Raw genomic sequence first — 15,742 nt, forward strand, 5'->3', positions numbered from 1 at the left:
CGTCCGGGTACCGAACGCGACCGGGACGGCGCGTCAGCCGACGGGCGTCTGCGCCGCCGCGACCTCGTCCTCTTCCGTCGCGACGAGCTGACCGCATGCCCCGTCGATCTCTTTGCCGCGGGTGTCGCGGAGGGTCGTCGGGATGCCGGCGTCGTTGAGGCGACGGACGAATTCGTTCTGCACCGGCACCTCGGACGCCGTCCAGATGGAGCCGGGCGTCGGGTTCAGCGGGATGGGGTTCACGTGCACCCAGCCGCGCCCGCGGGCGTTTAGCTTCTCGGCCAGCAGGTCGGCGCGCCAGGCGTGGTCGTTCATGTCTTTGATCAGGGCGTATTCGATCGAGACGCGGCGTCCGGTCTTGTCGAAGTAGGCGCGGGCGGCATCCAGGGCCTCGTCGACCTTCCAGCGAGAGTTCACCGGGATGAGCTCGTCGCGCAGGTGATCGTCGGGGGCGTGGAGCGACAGCGCGAAGGTCACCGGGATGTCCTCGTCGGCGAGCTTCTTGATCGCGGGGACGAGGCCCACGGTCGAGACCGTGATGCCGCGCGCGCTCATGCCGAGACCGTGCTCCTTGTCGACCATGACGCGCACCGCCTGCATGACGCGGGCGTAGTTCGCGAGCGGCTCCCCCATGCCCATGAAGACGATGTTCGAGACACGGTCGAGCGAGTGGTCGTCACGTTTCTTGCCGCCCAGGCCGCCCTCGGCGATGAGCCGGTTGGCACGGACGATCTGCTCGATGATCTCGGCCGCCGACATGTTGCGCGTGAGCCCCGCCTGGCCGGTGGCGCAGAACGGGCAGTTCATTCCGCACCCGGCCTGCGACGACACGCACAGCGTGATGCGGCCGGGGTAGCGCATGAGCACCGACTCGACGAGCGCGCCGTCGTGGAGCTTCCACAGGAACTTGATCGTGTCGCCGCGGTCGGTCTCCAGGCGCCGCACCTCGGTCAGCAGCGGCGGGAGCAGCCCCGCCACGAGCTCGTCCCGACCGGATGCCGGCAGGTCGGTCATCGCGGCCGCATCGGACGTGTAGTGAGTGAAGTAGTGCTTCTCGAGCTGCTTCGCGCGGAAGCCGGGGAGCCCGAGCTCCTTCACCTTGGCCACGCGCTCCTCGGCCGTGAGGTCGGCCAGGTGGACGGGCGGCTTGCCGCGCTTGGGGCTGGCGAACTGCAGCAGCGGACGACCTGTCTCGTCCTTCGCCTGCTGCCAGCCTTCGGTCTTCGGGCGCACCTGACGGATGCCGGTGTCTTTCGGGCGCGTCTCACGGACCGCGGTGTCGGCCGGGGCCCCCGCGGGACGCACCTGCCGAGGGGTGGTCTCGCGCACGGGGGTCTGATCGGTCATGTTCTCCAGGGTACCGGCGGCCGCCTGCACCCCGGCTGGGCGCTGTCATCCGCGTGAGAGGTCAAGATCTGTCGCCGGGAGCCCCCGGCGGCGACGAATCCTGACCCCTCACGCGGCGTGAACGCCTCTAGGATGCATCCCATGCCCGGTGCCGGTGACGTCTCCCTCCCGCCCGGCGGCGTGCAGAAACTCCTGAACAACAACGTCGTCGTGTCGATCGACGCCGACGGCCGTGAACGCGTCCTCATGGGGCGCGGGATCGGGTTCCAGCTCAAGCACGACGGCCGCATCGATCCCGCGAGCGTCGAGAAGACGTTCGTCCTCGATCAGGCGAGCGACACCGCGCACGCGCGGAAGCTCCTCACCGACGCGCCGTACGCCCTCGTGCAGGCGGTACTGCGCGCGGTCGACGAGGCCGAACGCGAGCTGGGCCGCGACCTCGGCCGCCGATTCCCCCTCGCCGTCATCGACCACGTGCATTACGTCGTGGAACGCCTCGACCAGGGCATCCGGATCCCCGGCACCTCGATGCCCGAGCTGCGGATCCTCCACCCCGACGAGTCGCGCGTCGCCGAGCACATGGCCGCCTCCATCGCGGCGTCCCTCGATCGGGAGCTGCCGCCCGAGGAGGGCGTCTTCCTCACGATGCACCTCCTCAACGCCACCCGCGACGAGCCGAACGGCACCGCGGCCCTGCTGTTCCGTCGCGTCCAGCACGTCGTCCGCACCGTCGAGACGGGTCTCGGCACGGCCCTGGACACCGGCAGTGCCGACTACGCGCGGTTCATCCTGCACGTGCGGTTCCTGCTCCAGCGCCTCGTCGATCGGACGATGCTCGCCAGCGGCGACTCCTCGTTCTTCGAGTTCGCCAAGCACCGCTACCCGCGATCGTTCAGAATCGCCGAGTCGGTGAAGGGGTACGTGCTCGCGGCGACCGGTTCGGCCCTCACCGACGAGGAGGTGCTCTACCTGATCGTCCACGTCGAGCGCCTCGCGACGAGCATGGGCCGTGGAGCCGCGGCTGGCGAGCCCGGAGACCCGGTGCTATAGTCACCACCGCAGGTGCATTCCTGCCGACGATTTCCGGATTGTTACCGCGCGAGCGGGCAAGACCTGAATCCACATCGCTGACGAGCGATGAACGGATTCGGGTCTTTTTTATTGCCCGAAACAGCCCCGGTGCGTCGCCACAGAACATGAGACAGGCCGCATGGATGCGGTGAAAGGCAGGCGGTTCCGATGGCGGATCACGCGAAGACAGCGGCGGGCGTTCTCGCCGGCGTCGGTGGAGAGAACAACGTGCAGTCGCTCGTGCACTGCGCGACGAGACTGCGTTTCGTCCTGAAGGACGAGAGCAAGGCGGATGCCGCGGCGATCCGCGCCGTCCCCGGCGTCATCACCACCGCGCAGGCGGGCGGGCAGTACCAGGTGGTGATCGGCAACGACGTCCCCGACGTGTACGCCGCGATCCAGGCGCAGACCAAGGTCGGCGGCGACGCGGGCGCGGAGGACGGCCCCAAGGGAAACCTCTTCAACCGCTTCATCAAGATGATCTCGGCGATCTTCACGCCGATCCTGTGGGCCCTCGCCGGCACCGGTCTGCTCAAGGCGTTCCTCGCCGCGGCGGTCACCTTCGGTTGGATGGATGCCACGACCTCCACCTACACGATCCTCAACGCCCTCTCGGACGCGCTGATCAACTTCCTGCCGCTGGCGCTCGCGATCACCGCGGCGCGCTACTTCAAGGCCTCCGAGTTCACGTCCTTCGCGATCGCCGGCGCCCTCGTGTACCCGTCGATCACGGCCCTCACCGGCGCCCCGGACGTGACGTTCTTCGGCATCCCGGTGACGATGGTGAGCTACGTCTCCAGCGTCATCCCGGTGATCATCATCGTGTGGCTGCAGAGCCACGCCGAGCGCTTCCTGCTGAGGGTGCTCCCCGGCGCGATCCGCCGCTTCGTGACCCCGATGATCGTGGTCCTCGTCGCCGTACCGCTCGTCTTCGTCGTGATCGGACCGATCTCGGCGCTCATCGGCGGCGGTCTCGCCTCGGGCATCGGCTGGGTCTTCCAGACCGTGCCGTGGCTCGGCGGCGCGATCATGGGCGGCCTGTGGCAGGTCTTCGTGATCTTCGGCCTGCACTGGGGACTCGTGCCGCTGTTCCAGCTCGAGTACCAGACGACCGGCATGATCCTCCTCATCGGCCCCGTCTTCGCCGCCGTGCTCGCGCAGGCCGCGGCCGTCGCGGGCGTCTTCGCGCGCACCCGCAACAAGAACCTGCGATCCCTCGCTGCTCCCGCCACGCTCTCCGGCTTCCTCGCCGGCATCACCGAGCCCGCGATCTACGGCATCAACCTGCCCCTCAAGCGCCCGTTCGCGTTCGGCATCGTCGGCGGTGCCCTCGGTGGCGCGATCATCGCGATGGGCGGGGTTTTCTCGACGGCCTTCGTCGTCCCGTCCGGCCTCGCCCTCCCGGCGCTGCTCGGCAACGGCAACATGGTCATGCTCGGCATCGGCCTGGCCGTCGCGATCCTCGTGCCGTTCCTGCTGACGCTGCTCATCGGCTTCGCTGACCCCGTCGACGACACCGCTGCGACCCCGGCCGCCGCGACCGACACCGTCGTCCTCAACCCCGTCGACGGCTCGGTCGTCGCGCTGAGCGAGGTGCCGGATGCCGCCTTCGCCGACGGTTCGCTCGGCAAGGGCGTCGCCGTCCGGCCGACGTCCGGCGCGGTCTACGCCCCCTTCGACGCCAGCGTCGTCGCCGCCTTCCCCACCGGCCACGCGATCGGCCTGCGCGGCGTCGACGGCGTCGAGTTGCTCATCCACGTCGGCCTGGACACCGTCAAGCTCGGCGGTCAGCACTTCTCGTTGAAGGTCTCGTCGGGTCAGGAGGTCAAGGCCGGCGACCTGCTGCTGGAGTTCGACGGCGACGCCATCGAACGCGCCGGTTACGACCTGATCACCCCGGTCATCGTGACCAACGGCGACCTCTACCCCGACGTCGCCGACGTGGCATCCGGCCCGCTCTCGCACGGCGAGACGCTTTTCCGCGCCGTGTCCGTCGACTCGATGTCCACCGCCCGCTGACCCCCCTGGAGACAGAAGAATGACGAACACCCCCTTCCCTGACGGCTTCCTCTGGGGCGGCGCGACCGCGGCGAACCAGATCGAGGGCGCGTACGACGAGGACGGCAAGGGCCTCTCGGTGCAGGACGTGATGCCCCGCGGCATCTCGGGTCCCCGCAGTGACCGCCCGACCCCCGAGAACCTCAAGCTCGTCGGCATCGACCACTACCACCGCTACGCCGAGGACATCGCGCTGTTCGCCGAGATGGGCTTCTCGGTCTACCGGTTCTCGATCGCGTGGAGCCGGATCTTCCCGAACGGCGACGAGACCGAGCCCAACGAGGCTGGTCTGGCGTTCTACGATCGCGTGCTCGACGAGCTCGAGAAGCACGGCATCGAGCCGCTCGTGACGATCTCGCACTACGAGACGCCGCTGCACCTGGCCGAGGCCTACGGCGGATGGACGAACCGCGCGCTCATCGGCTTCTACGAGCGTTACGCCCGCACGCTCTTCGAGCGCTACGGCAGCCGCGTGAAGTACTGGCTGACGTTCAACGAGATCAACTCGCTCCTGCACGCGCCGTTCATGAGCGGCGGCATCCCGATCCCCGAGGGCGGCGTCCCCCAGAGCGAGCTGTACCAGGCGATGCACCACGAGCTCGTGGCGTCCGCCCGCGCCACGCGCATCGCCCGCGAGGTCGCCCCCGAGGCGAAGGTGGGCTGCATGGTGCTGTCCATGCCCATCTACCCGCTCACCCCGTCGCCGGTCGACGCGGTTGCGGTGATGGATGCCGACCACGGCAACCTCGTCTACGGCGACGTGCACACGCGCGGAGAGTACCCGGGCTACTTCCTGCGCACCCTGCGCGAGAAGGGCATCGCGCTGGACATCACCGACGAGGACCGCGACGACCTCAAGAACACCGTCGACTTCGTCTCGTTCAGCTACTACATGTCGATCGCCGAGACGGGCGACCCGGAGAAGCGGGCCACCGCCGAGGGCAACATCATGGGCGGCGTCCCCAACCCGACCCTGCCCGCCAGCGAGTGGGGCTGGCAGATCGACCCCGTCGGCCTGCGGCTCGTGCTCAACCAGTTCTGGGACCGTTGGCAGAAGCCGCTGTTCATCGTCGAGAACGGGTTGGGCGCCCGCGACCAGCTCGTCGAGGTCGACGGCGAGAAGACGGTCGTCGACGACTATCGCATCCAGTACCTCAACGACCACCTCGTGCAGGTCGGCGAAGCGCTGCAGGACGGTGTCGACGTGCTCGGCTACACCTCGTGGGGCTGCATCGACATCGTCAGCGCGAGCACGGCACAGCTCAGCAAGCGATACGGTTTCATCTACGTCGACCGTAACGACGACGGCTCCGGCACCCTCGATCGGTACCGGAAGAAGTCGTTCCACTGGTACGGCGACGTCATCCGGACCAACGGCGCGTCCCTGACCCGCTGATCCCATCGATCGGATCGGCCCCGGGCCCTCACGGCCCGGGGCCGATCCGCGGAGAACCATGACCCGCATCGCCTTCCTCGACGTCGACGGCACGATCCTCGAGCACGGATCGGTGATCGCCCCCTCGACGGTCGACGCCATACGCCGCGCCCGCGCGAACGGCCACCTCGTGTGGCTGTGCACCGGCCGCGCCGACGGCGACATCCACCCCGACGTGAAAGCGATCGGCTTCGACGGCGCGATCAGCAACGGCGGGGCCTACGCCACACGCGACGGCGAGTTCGTCGTGCAGCACCCGATGCGCCGGGACGACGTGGCCGCCATCGAGGACTACTTCGTCGCGCATGGCATCCACTACTTCCTGCAGACGCACGAGGCGGTGTTCGCCTCTCCGGGTATCGAGCCGACGATGCGCGAGTACCTGCGCGAGCGTCTGGCCCGCCGAGCGGCCGAGATCGCCGCCCTCGGGCTGGACATCGAGCCGACCACCTCGGTTCCCCGCGCCCGACCCCTCGCCGACATCGACCGCGACCGCGTCGCGAAGGCCGTGTTCATCAGCCCCGCCCCCGACACGGTCGCGCACGCCGGGGTCGAACTGGGCGAGCGCTTCCATGTCATCCCGGGGTCGATTCCGCTGCCCGGCGGGTCGAACGGCGAGATCGGGCTCAGTGGCGTGACGAAGGGCTCGGCGATTCTCGAGGTGCTCGCGCTGCTCGGCCTCGACCCGGCGGATGCCATCGGCATCGGTGACTCGTGGAACGACGTCGAGATGTTCCAGGTCGTCGGCACCCCGGTCGCCATGGGCAACGCGGTACCCGAACTGCAGGCTCTGGCCGGTCGCGTGACGACCGCCGTGCTCGACGACGGCGTCCACAACGCGTTCGCCGAGCTCGGCCTGATCTGAGGCCGGTGCCGCCCCACCGATAAACGCATTCTGCACTGAGAAACGTTCGCAGCGAGCGTATCCGGGTGCAGAGAGCGTTTCTCGGATGCCGCCCGAGCGCGGGCGCATCCCGGGCCGCTGCCCGGTGCGAACGGCCTCAGTCCAGGAAGATGTCGGGGTACATGGCCTCGTCGGGGGTGCCGGGGACGGCGGCGTAGCCGGAGAAATCCGTCACGCCCGCGGCCTCCAGCACGTCCTCGACGATCAGCGTCCGGCCGGTGAGCTCGCGCGACGGCTGGGTGAGCACCTCGTACGCGGCATCCGCGTAGATCTCGGGCGTGCGCGAGACCCGCATGAGCCGGTCGCCGCCGATGACGTTCTGCACCGCCGCGGTCGCGATGGTCGTCCGCGGCCACAGGGTGTTCGCGGCGATCCCGTCGCTCGCGAACTCCGACGCGATCCCCAGCGTCGCCATCGTCATGCCGAACTTCGCCAGGCTGTACCCGGTGTGCGCACCGAGCCATTTCGACGTGACGTTCAGCGGCGGCGAGAGCGACAGGATGTGCGGGTTGGACGCCTCACGAAGCTGCGGGATCGCGGCGCGCGAGAGCACGAAGGTCCCGCGCACGTTGACGTCCTGCATCAGGTCGTACTTCTTCGTCGCGAGGTCGAGCGACCCCGAAAGGTCGATGACGCTGGCGTTGTTCACCACGATGTCGACGCCGCCGAACTCGCCGACCGTGCGCAGCACGGCCTCGGTGATCGACTCCTCGTCGCGCACGTCGCCGACGATCGGCAGCGCGCGACCGCCCGCGGCGCGGATCGCCTCGGCCGCCGTGTGCACGGTGCCCTCGAGTTTCGGGTGCGGCGTGTCGGTCTTGGCCAGCAACGCGACGTTCGCGCCGTCGCGCGCGGCGCGCAGCGCGATCGCGAGGCCGATGCCCCGGCTCCCGCCCGACATGAGGATGGTCTTTCCGGCGAGGGTCATGAGCGTCCTTTCGCGGAGGCGGCGGCGAAGGCCGCGACCCGCGCCCGCGCCTCGGGGGTGTCGAAGGCGGCGCCGATCGTCGCAGCCTCGTCGGAGAGGTTCTCCGCGAAGGAGCGACCCGCGCCGACGCGCACGAGACGCGTCGCCTGGCCGAACGCGGCGGTCGCCCCGTCGAGCCAGAACCGCGCGATCCCCTCCACCCGCGAGGCCAGATCCCCGGATGCCACGACCTCGGCGACCAAACCCCACTCGAGGGCTTCGGCGGCATCCAGCATCCGATCCTGCAGCAGCAGCTGCAGCGCACGGCGCTGGCCGATCGCCGCCGGCAGCAGCGTCGACACACCGAGATCGGGCGTGAGGCCGATGTTGGCGTAGCGGCTGACGAAACGGGCGTTCTCGCTCGCGACGACGTAGTCCGCGGTGAGCATGAGGCCGAGTCCGCCGCCCGCGACCGCCCCCTGCACCGCCGCGACCATCGGCAGCGGCGCCTCGACGAACGTGCGGATGCCGTCGTGGATCGCTTCGGCCGTCTCGGTCACGACCGAGCCCGACGCGCCGGTCGTCGCCATCGCCACGACGTCGCCGCCGGCGCAGAACGCGGGGCCCGTGGCATCCAGGATCACCGCTCCGACGGAGGCATCCGAGGTGACCTCGTGCGCGACGTCGCGCCAACGGCGGGCCATCGGGAAGTCCATTGCGTTGAGCGAGGCTGGGCGGTCGAACGTGACGCGGGCGAGGCCGGCGTCGACGGAGAGGAGGATGCCGTCGGTCATTTCGGTGCCATCCGGATCGCGCCGTCGAGTCGGATGGTCTCGCCGTTGAGGTAGCCGTTGTCGACGATCGCGAGCACGAGGCGCGCGTACTCGTCGGGGGCGCCGAGCCGCGACGGGTACGGCACCTGCTGGCCGAGGGAGTCCTGCGCGGCCTGCGGCAGGCCCTTGAGCATGGGGGTCTCCATGATCCCCGGCGCAATCGTGACGACCCGGATGCCGTGACGCGCGAGCTCGCGCGCAATCGGCAGGGTCATCGCGTGCACACCGCCCTTGCTCGCCGAGTACGCGGGCTGGCCGATCTGCCCGTCGAAGGCCGCGACGCTCGCGGTGTTCACGATCACGCCGCGGTCGCCGCTCTCGGTCGGGTCCTGCGCCGCCATGAGCGCCGACGTCTGCGCGATGACGTTGTAGGTGCCCACGAGGTTGATCCGGACGAGGCGTTCGAAATCCGCCAGCGGCGTGGGCTTCAGGTCGCGGTCGAGCACCTTGGCCGGCGGGGCGATGCCCGCGCAGTTCACGACGACCCGCAGCGGCCCGGACTCGACGGCGCGGGCCGCGGCGGCGGCGACCTGCTCGGCGTCGGTGACGTCGGCCGGGGCGAACGTCCCCCCGAACTCGTCCACCACGCTCGCCCCCGCGGAGGAGGGCAGATCGATGATCGTCACGCGCGCGCCCGCGGCGGCGAGGCGATGCGCCGTGGCGAGGCCGAGGCCCGAGGCCCCTCCGGTGACGAGGGCGGATGCACCCGCGATGTCCATGCGTTCTCCTTCGAAGGCAGAAACTCAGTGTCACTCTACCCGGGACTCAGGTTCGGCGTGGACGATCGCGGGACCACCCGTGACCGCGGACGGCGTGCGTGCGGATGGCGCCCGTGGACGCTCCGTCCGCGAGGAGGGCGATCTCGTCGGCGCTCCACCCGTACGTCGTGCGCAGACGCTCAGCGAGGGCGGCAACCGGGTGGGGAACGGCCACCTCGACGCCCCGCGGAACGTCTCCGGCCTGAGGATCGAGAACCCGCGCGGCCTCGCGCAAGTCGCTTACGAGACCTCGCACGCGGTCCACTCCGTACGCCGCGGAGGCCAGACTCCAGTCGCCGACCACGACGACCGCACCGGCGGGATGGGGCGCGCGCGACACGCTGACCCGCTCGCGGGCGCGGGCGAGCCGCACGACCGCGACGCCGATCACGGCCACGACGAGCATGCCCACGATGGTGGCGGGGACGAAGGAGAAAGCGAGGTCGTAGCGCGGCGAGCCCCATCCCGTCAGAATCGCGATCACTCCCCGCAGCACCGAGAAGACGGAGTAGGCCGCGGTCGCGAGCGCGATCGTCCGCATCGCGGACCACGGCTCGGCGTCCGAGCGGGCGGCGGCCCACGTGCAGCCCGTGCAGACGACCGCGAGGACCGCGACCTTGACCGGCATCGACACCGTCTCGGGGGCGAGGGTCGTGACCGTGGCAACGGCGATCGAGACCGCGAAGGCGCCCACCGACCACCCCAGGCCCGACCGTCCGTCGAGCACGCGCAGTGCGACGAACAGCAGCAGGGGCGCGAGCACCATGCACATGTCGGCGACGGCGAGCGACGCCCGGCTCCCGCTCCCCCCGTACGCGAGGTAGAGCGCGCTGGCTCCGACGGCGGCCACGGCGGACGCCGCAGCGAAACGCAGGAACAGCGTGAACGGGCCAGGCGAGCCCACGCGCGGCAGGGCGACGAAGAGCACGGAGCCGACCACGGCGATACTCATCGCGAGCAACGCCAACGACAGAGCCATGGCACCCTCACCCCCGTTCCGCCACCCGAAGTGGGGGACGGCGAGGACTCAGCGTAGCCGCCGCCGGGGGTCTGTCCACGAGGGATCCTGACAACAACTGCGGCGATCGTCCAGGATCCGGCGTTCTAGGCTCGTCGGATGGACTTCACGGTGGAACACGTGGCCGTTGACGATCCCCGGGCCGTCGCCCTGCGCGCCCTGTTGGACCTCGACCTCGACGAGCGGTACCGCGAAGCCGATGCCGACGACCCGCCCGGAGTGGCGGAGGAACGGACCGAGGCGCTCGCCGTGCACGCCGAGCAGGTCGTCGCCACTTTCCTGGCCGTGGATGCCGACGGTTCCGCGCTCGGACACGTGCTGCTGCGGCGCCTCGGCGAAGAGTGGGAGCTGAAGCGCCTCATCGTCACCGAGGCCGCGCGCCGGCGCGGTGTCGGTCGCGCGTTGACGGACGCGGTGGTGAGGCGGGCACGCGAGGGTGGCGCCTCCCGCGTGATCCTGCAGAGCGGGCGCATGCAACCGGAATCGCTCGCGCTGTACGCTGCCGCGGGGTTCACCCCGATCCCCGTCTACGAGCCCTACGTCGCCACGATGCCGAAGTCGCTGTGCTTCGAGCGGCCGCTCTGACGCGAAGCCCCTCCACCGTGGGGCGCGTCAGCCCTCGCCGCGGGGCGCGTCAGCCCACGCCGCGGGACGCGTCAGCCCACGCGGTGGCGCGTCAGCCCTCGCCGTGGGGCGCGTCAGCCCCCACCGCGAGACGCGCCAGCCCCCGTCGTGTGACGCGTCAGCCCCCACCGCGCGACGCGTCAGCCCTCGCGCTCTGACGCGTCAGCGCCCGCCGTGACACGCGTCAGCCCCCGACGAAGCGGAAGGCCCCGGACGCCACGGCCACGGCGAGCGCGACACCGATGAGCGCCACGGCCCCCGCGAGAGCCACGCCGTCGCGCGGGTGCAGGCGCGACGGCCGCGACCACGTGCGTTCGACCTCGGCGCCGAAGCCCCGGGCCTCCATCGCGGTCGCGAGGGTCGTGCCGCGGCGGACGGCGAACACGAGCAGCACGAACGCCATCCCGAGGAACCGGCGCACCGCGCCACGATCGCCGAGGCCGCGCGCGCGGCGGGCGAGGGTCATCGTGCGCCAATCGTCCACGAACAGCCCGACCGTGCGGGCCCCCGCCAGAACGCCGAGCACGAAACGGCTCGGGAGCTTGGCGACCTGCGCGAGCGCATCGGCGAGTTCGGTCGGATCGGTGCGTCCGAACAGCAGGATCGTGGGGAGCCCGAGGGCGAGCACGCGCAGCATCACCGCGAGGGACAGCGCGATCGAGTCGTCGCTGACGGTGGCGAAGAGGAACTGGCCGTACACGGTGCCGCCCGGCTGCGCGTAGAGCAGCATGCTCACGCCCGCGACGGGGGCGAACACGACGACGGGAATGAGACGTCGCAGCACCGTTGCGACCGCGAGTCCGGTGAGGGGCACGCACAGCAGCTCGAGCACGATGGCGACGGACGCGCTCACCGGGTCGAGCGTGGCGAACAACGGCACTGAGAGCACGAGGGCGATGAGGATCTTCGTGACCGGGTTGACCCCGTCCAGCCACGACAGCGTGCGCTCGCTCCGCGCCAGCGTCGCCGTCACGCCGCGCTCCCGAGGGTGATGCGGTGCTGTCCCAGATGCCGCACGACGTCGGCGTCGTGGGTGACGGCGACGACCGTCCGGCCCCGCGCGATCTCGCGCTGGAGCAGGGCGACGACCTCGCTCCAGCCGCGGCGGTCCTGACCGAACGTGGGCTCGTCGAGCACGATCACCGCGGGCGAGGATGCCAGGACGGTCGCGACCGACAGCCGCCGCTTCTGCCCGCCGGAGAGCGTGAAGGGGTGGGCTTCCGCGAGGGATGCCAGGTCCAACCGTTCGAGCAGCTCGTCGACGATCGCGTCGACCTCGGTCGTCGGCATCCGCAGCGCGCGGGGCCCGACGGCGAGTTCGTCGCGGAGGGTGGTGGCGAGGAACTGGTGCTCCGGCTCCTGGAACACCGTGCCGATCCGCGTGAGGAGTTCGGTCGAGCGCCAGCGGGAGGGACGCCGGATGCCGCGGGCGGCCAGCGACGCGGATGCCTCGATCTCTCCCGCGAGCTCGGGCAGCAACCCGGCGAGGGTCAGCGCGAGGGTGGACTTCCCGGCGCCGTTGGGGCCTGTCACGACCGTGCCGCTCCCCTCGGGAATGCGGACGTCGAGTCCCGCAAGGACCGGCGTCCGGCGCTCGCGACCGATCGTCAGCCCGGATGCCGAGAGCACGGCATCCATCGACGGGGGGGCCGGAGCCAGCGCGGGCAGGTCGACCGGACGCCCCGGCACCCACACGCCCGCCGCGGCGAGCGCCGCACCGTGCTCGGCGAACACTCGCGCGGGCGGACCGTCGGCGAGAAGGCCCCCTCCCGGCGCCAGCACGATCACGCGGGTGACGAGGTCGGCCCACACCGCGGTGCGGTGCTCGATGAGCACGAGGGTGGTCTCACCGCCCGCCACCACCCGTTCGACGGCGGAGCGCACCTCGCGCACGCCGTCGGGGTCGAGGTTGGCGGTGGGCTCGTCGAGCAGCAGCAGCCCCGGCTGCATCGCCAGCACGCCGGCGAGCGCGAGCCGCTGCTTCTGCCCTCCCGACAGAGCCTTCGTCGGCCGATCGCGGGGCACGTCCAATCCCACGGATGCCAGCGCTCCGGCCACCCGCAGGGGAATGGCGTCGGCGGGCACCCCGAGGTTCTCGCACCCGAACGCGACGTCATCGCCGACCTTCGACAGCACGACGCCGGCCTCCGGGTCTTGCAGGACGAGGCCGATGCGCCCGCGCTGGGACTCGGGCGCCTGGCCGTCGACGAGGATGCGACCGTTCGCTTCGCCCTCGTCGCTGCCGCCGAGCAGCCCGGCGAGCCCGGCGAGCAACGTCGACTTGCCCGCACCGGAGGCGCCCAGCAGGAGCACCCGCTCACCCGGGTCGATCGTCAGGTCGATGTCGCGGGTGGCCGGCAGCCGGCGACCGGCGTAGCGCCATCCCCAGCCATCGACCTCGACCCGGGCCGGATGCGGCATCAGACCTCGCGGCGGCGTTCGCGTCCCGCGGCGAAGCGGCTGAGCGCGCCGCTCGCGGCGAGCGCCCGGACCAGCAGCCACCCCACGACGCCGCCCAGCACCGTACCCGAGACGATGAGCGTGCCGAGGTAGAGGAGGTTGAACTCGGCGGTCTTGACGATGTTGCCGGTGAAGAACTCCAGCACCCACGCCCCGACACCGGCGCCCGCGCCGGCGAGCATCGCGACCGGCAACGAGAAGCGCAGGTACAGGAACGCCAGGAAGATCAGCTCCGCGCCGAGGCCCTGCGCGAGGCCCGAGTAGATCGTGCTGATACCCCAGACGTTGCCGATGAGGGCGGACACGACAGCGGCGATGAGCTCGACGAGGAGCGCCGCGCCAGGCTTGCGGATCACGAGCCCGCCGACGACGCCGCCGAGGAGCCAGATTCCGACGGCGATGCCGCCGAGACCGGGCGTGAGCCCGTCCATCGCGGCGAACCAGAGACCGCCGACGGTGTTCCAGGCCCAGAAGATGAGGCCGATCGCGACGCCGAGGACGGCGGCGACGACGATGTCGACGACCCGCCACCGGAACCGGTCGGACGTGGCGACGGCGGGGGCCGTCCGGGTGGACGCGGACGCGTGCATGTGTTCTCCTCCCTGCGCCGGCATGATCCGGATCAGGTTCGACGGTCGAAGCGTGGGTCGCTTCCTCTCAGCCCGGCTCACCGGACTCCCGTGGTTGTGGTTCCCGAGTATAGGCCGGTCGCCGGGGTAGCGTGGGCGAGTGCACGACCAGAACCCGGCCACACGGCGCGAGCTGCGTGACCGGGTCGACGCGTCGGGCGACCGGAGCGGGGATGAGCTCGAGCCCACGGCGTCCATCGACGCCCCCTCGGATGCCGAGCGCCCCTCGGACATCGACGCCCCCTCGGACGCCGACGACCCCTCGGACGCCGACACCCCCACGGACACCGACGCCCCGGCCCCCGACGTCGGCGCACCGGCGCCCGCGCTGGCCCCGGCTCCCGAGCGCATCCTCATCGGCGGACCCATCGCGCTGACCTGGGTCGACCCCGAGGGCGCCGCGGCTCCCCGCCCCGCTCCCGAGTTCGCGCTCACCGCGACTCAGCCGCGCCCGCTCGACCTCCTCGCCGGTCGGCGCCGTCGCGCGCTCCGTCCCGGCACGGTGGTGCCGCCGCTGCTCTTGCTGCTGCTGGTCGCGATCTACTCTGCGGTCACGCTGCTGTGGCCGTTGAACGCGGTGCCGCCGCGGGTGACCCCGCTCATCGTGAACGTCGCCGCCGCGCCCGCCGCCGCGCCCGCCTGGCCCGGTCAGGGAGAAGCCGCGATCGCCGTCCAGGGCATCCCCGGCGTGCTCTCCTCCGCGGAGAACCCCGAGTCGATCGCCAGCATCACCAAGATCGTGACCGCCCTCCTGGTGCTGGATCGACTGCCGCTCGCGCCCGGTGAGCAGGGACCCTCGTACGCGTTCACGCAGGCCGACAGCGACGACTACTGGCAATACCGTTTCCGCGGCGAATCCTCACTCGACGTCCCCGTCGACGGGACCCTCACCGAACTGCAGATGCTTCAGGGCATGCTCATCGCTTCCGCCAACAACTACGCCCAGCGCCTGGCATCCGAGATCTGGCCGTCGAACGCCGACTTCGCCGCGGCGGCGGACCAGTACCTGACCGACCGGGGCATCTCGGGCATCACCATCGTCAATCCGACGGGGATCGAGGCGGGGAACACCGCGACCCCCGCGGCGCTCATCGCGCTCGCGCAGAAGGCGCTGCAGAACCCGGTGATCGCCGACATCGTCCAGACCCGGGAGCTGTCCCTCCCGGGGGCCGGGTCGTTCCGCAACGGCAACCCGCTGCTGGCCGACCCCGGCGTCGTCGGCATCAAGACCGGGACCCTGGATGCCTGGAACCTGCTGTCGGCGAAGGATCTGACGGTCGGCGACGTCACGGTGCGCACGTACGCGGCGGTGCTCGGACAGCCCGGCCCGGACGCCCGTGATCAGGCCAGCCGCGACCTGTACGCGCGCCTGGCCGAGGAGATCCAGGTGCGCACCTCCGTGCCCGCGGGGACCGTGGTCGGCCGGGTCTCGACGCTGTGGGGCGAGGACGTCGCGCTCGTCACCGCGGAGGACGCGCAGAACGTGCTGTGGAACGGTGCGAGCGCCACCCCGGACGTGTCCTTCACGCTGGGCGAGTCGCGCGACGCGGGCGACACCGCGGGCGAACTGATCACCACCGGGCCGCTCGACGCCGCCACGGTCGATGTGCGCCTGCAGGACGACGTCGACCCGCCGAGCCCGTGGTGGCGGCTGACGCATCCCCTCGACCTCCTGGGTCTCAACGACTGACGGGCGTC

General features: G+C 71.0%; 14 protein-coding genes and 1 riboswitch. Of the genes, 6 read left to right on the forward strand and 8 right to left on the reverse strand.

Annotated elements, in window-relative coordinates; all coding sequences use genetic code 11:
- Window positions 1–33: 33 nt before the first annotated feature.
- Window positions 34–1,347 carry a dual-specificity RNA methyltransferase RlmN gene (rlmN, locus tag AC3WLZ_RS15225; RefSeq protein WP_492470614.1) on the reverse strand — a complete coding sequence of 438 codons (1,314 nt, stop codon included), beginning with the start codon at window positions 1,345–1,347 and terminating at the stop codon, window positions 34–36.
- 141 nt (window positions 1,348–1,488) lie between these two features.
- Between rlmN and AC3WLZ_RS15230 the strand changes: the two genes are divergently transcribed.
- The 4 genes from AC3WLZ_RS15230 (at window position 1,489) to AC3WLZ_RS15245 (ending at window position 6,776) form a co-directional block, all read left to right on the forward strand.
- On the forward strand, window positions 1,489–2,397 hold the full coding sequence (locus AC3WLZ_RS15230; RefSeq protein WP_492470615.1) for a PRD domain-containing protein: 909 nt from the start codon (window positions 1,489–1,491) through the stop codon (window positions 2,395–2,397).
- A 189-nt stretch (window positions 2,398–2,586) separates the two neighbouring features.
- Window positions 2,587–4,437, forward strand: a complete 1,851-nt coding sequence (locus tag AC3WLZ_RS15235) for a beta-glucoside-specific PTS transporter subunit IIABC (protein WP_492470616.1) — start codon at window positions 2,587–2,589, stop codon at window positions 4,435–4,437.
- 19 nt (window positions 4,438–4,456) lie between these two features.
- A complete protein-coding gene (locus AC3WLZ_RS15240) occupies window positions 4,457–5,872 on the forward strand; it encodes a glycoside hydrolase family 1 protein (protein WP_492470617.1) in 1,416 nt (471 codons plus the stop codon).
- A 58-nt stretch (window positions 5,873–5,930) separates the two neighbouring features.
- Window positions 5,931–6,776 (forward strand): Cof-type HAD-IIB family hydrolase, encoded by an 846-nt coding sequence (locus AC3WLZ_RS15245; RefSeq protein ID WP_412925757.1) that lies wholly within the window; start codon window positions 5,931–5,933, stop codon window positions 6,774–6,776.
- Window positions 6,777–6,912: 136 nt separating this feature from the next.
- Here the strand turns inward: AC3WLZ_RS15245 and AC3WLZ_RS15250 are convergent, their stop codons facing one another.
- The 4 genes from AC3WLZ_RS15250 to AC3WLZ_RS15265 are packed head-to-tail and all read right to left on the reverse strand — an operon-like array spanning window position 6,913 to window position 10,292.
- Window positions 6,913–7,743 (reverse strand): SDR family oxidoreductase, encoded by an 831-nt coding sequence (locus AC3WLZ_RS15250; RefSeq protein ID WP_492470618.1) that lies wholly within the window; start codon window positions 7,741–7,743, stop codon window positions 6,913–6,915.
- Entirely contained in the window at window positions 7,740–8,516 is a 777-nt protein-coding gene (locus tag AC3WLZ_RS15255) for an enoyl-CoA hydratase/isomerase family protein (RefSeq protein WP_492470619.1), read from the reverse strand. Before AC3WLZ_RS15255 ends, AC3WLZ_RS15250 begins: the two co-directional genes overlap by 4 nt.
- Window positions 8,513–9,274 carry an SDR family NAD(P)-dependent oxidoreductase gene (locus AC3WLZ_RS15260; RefSeq protein WP_492470620.1) on the reverse strand — a complete coding sequence of 254 codons (762 nt, stop codon included), beginning with the start codon at window positions 9,272–9,274 and terminating at the stop codon, window positions 8,513–8,515. Before AC3WLZ_RS15260 ends, AC3WLZ_RS15255 begins: the two co-directional genes overlap by 4 nt.
- 46 nt (window positions 9,275–9,320) lie before the next feature.
- On the reverse strand, window positions 9,321–10,292 hold the full coding sequence (locus tag AC3WLZ_RS15265) for a hypothetical protein (protein WP_492470621.1): 972 nt from the start codon (window positions 10,290–10,292) through the stop codon (window positions 9,321–9,323).
- A 138-nt stretch (window positions 10,293–10,430) separates the two neighbouring features.
- Between AC3WLZ_RS15265 and AC3WLZ_RS15270 the strand changes: the two genes are divergently transcribed.
- A complete protein-coding gene (locus AC3WLZ_RS15270) occupies window positions 10,431–10,916 on the forward strand; it encodes a GNAT family N-acetyltransferase (RefSeq protein ID WP_492470622.1) in 486 nt (161 codons plus the stop codon).
- Between the two features lie 223 nt (window positions 10,917–11,139).
- Here the strand turns inward: AC3WLZ_RS15270 and AC3WLZ_RS15275 are convergent, their stop codons facing one another.
- From AC3WLZ_RS15275 to AC3WLZ_RS15285, 3 genes are all read right to left on the reverse strand, one after another.
- Window positions 11,140–11,928, reverse strand: coding sequence for an energy-coupling factor transporter transmembrane component T family protein (locus AC3WLZ_RS15275; protein ID WP_492470623.1), 789 nt, complete (start codon window positions 11,926–11,928; stop codon window positions 11,140–11,142).
- Entirely contained in the window at window positions 11,925–13,376 is a 1,452-nt protein-coding gene (locus AC3WLZ_RS15280) for an ABC transporter ATP-binding protein (RefSeq protein WP_492470624.1), read from the reverse strand. Before AC3WLZ_RS15280 ends, AC3WLZ_RS15275 begins: the two co-directional genes overlap by 4 nt.
- Window positions 13,376–14,005, reverse strand: coding sequence for an ECF transporter S component (locus AC3WLZ_RS15285; protein ID WP_492470625.1), 630 nt, complete (start codon window positions 14,003–14,005; stop codon window positions 13,376–13,378). The genes AC3WLZ_RS15280 and AC3WLZ_RS15285 overlap by 1 nt, the downstream gene beginning before the upstream one ends.
- A riboswitch (TPP riboswitch) is annotated at window positions 13,998–14,107 on the reverse strand. Its footprint overlaps the gene before it by 8 nt.
- A 37-nt stretch (window positions 14,108–14,144) precedes the next feature.
- On the opposite strand from AC3WLZ_RS15285, the gene AC3WLZ_RS15290 reads away from it, so the two are divergent.
- Complete coding sequence (locus AC3WLZ_RS15290) at window positions 14,145–15,734, forward strand: D-alanyl-D-alanine carboxypeptidase family protein (protein ID WP_492470626.1); 1,590 nt, start codon at window positions 14,145–14,147, stop codon at window positions 15,732–15,734.
- Window positions 15,735–15,742: the final 8 nt, after the last annotated feature.

The sequence above is a fragment of the Microbacterium sp. FW305-3-2-15-F-LB2 genome, assembly GCF_058787255.1.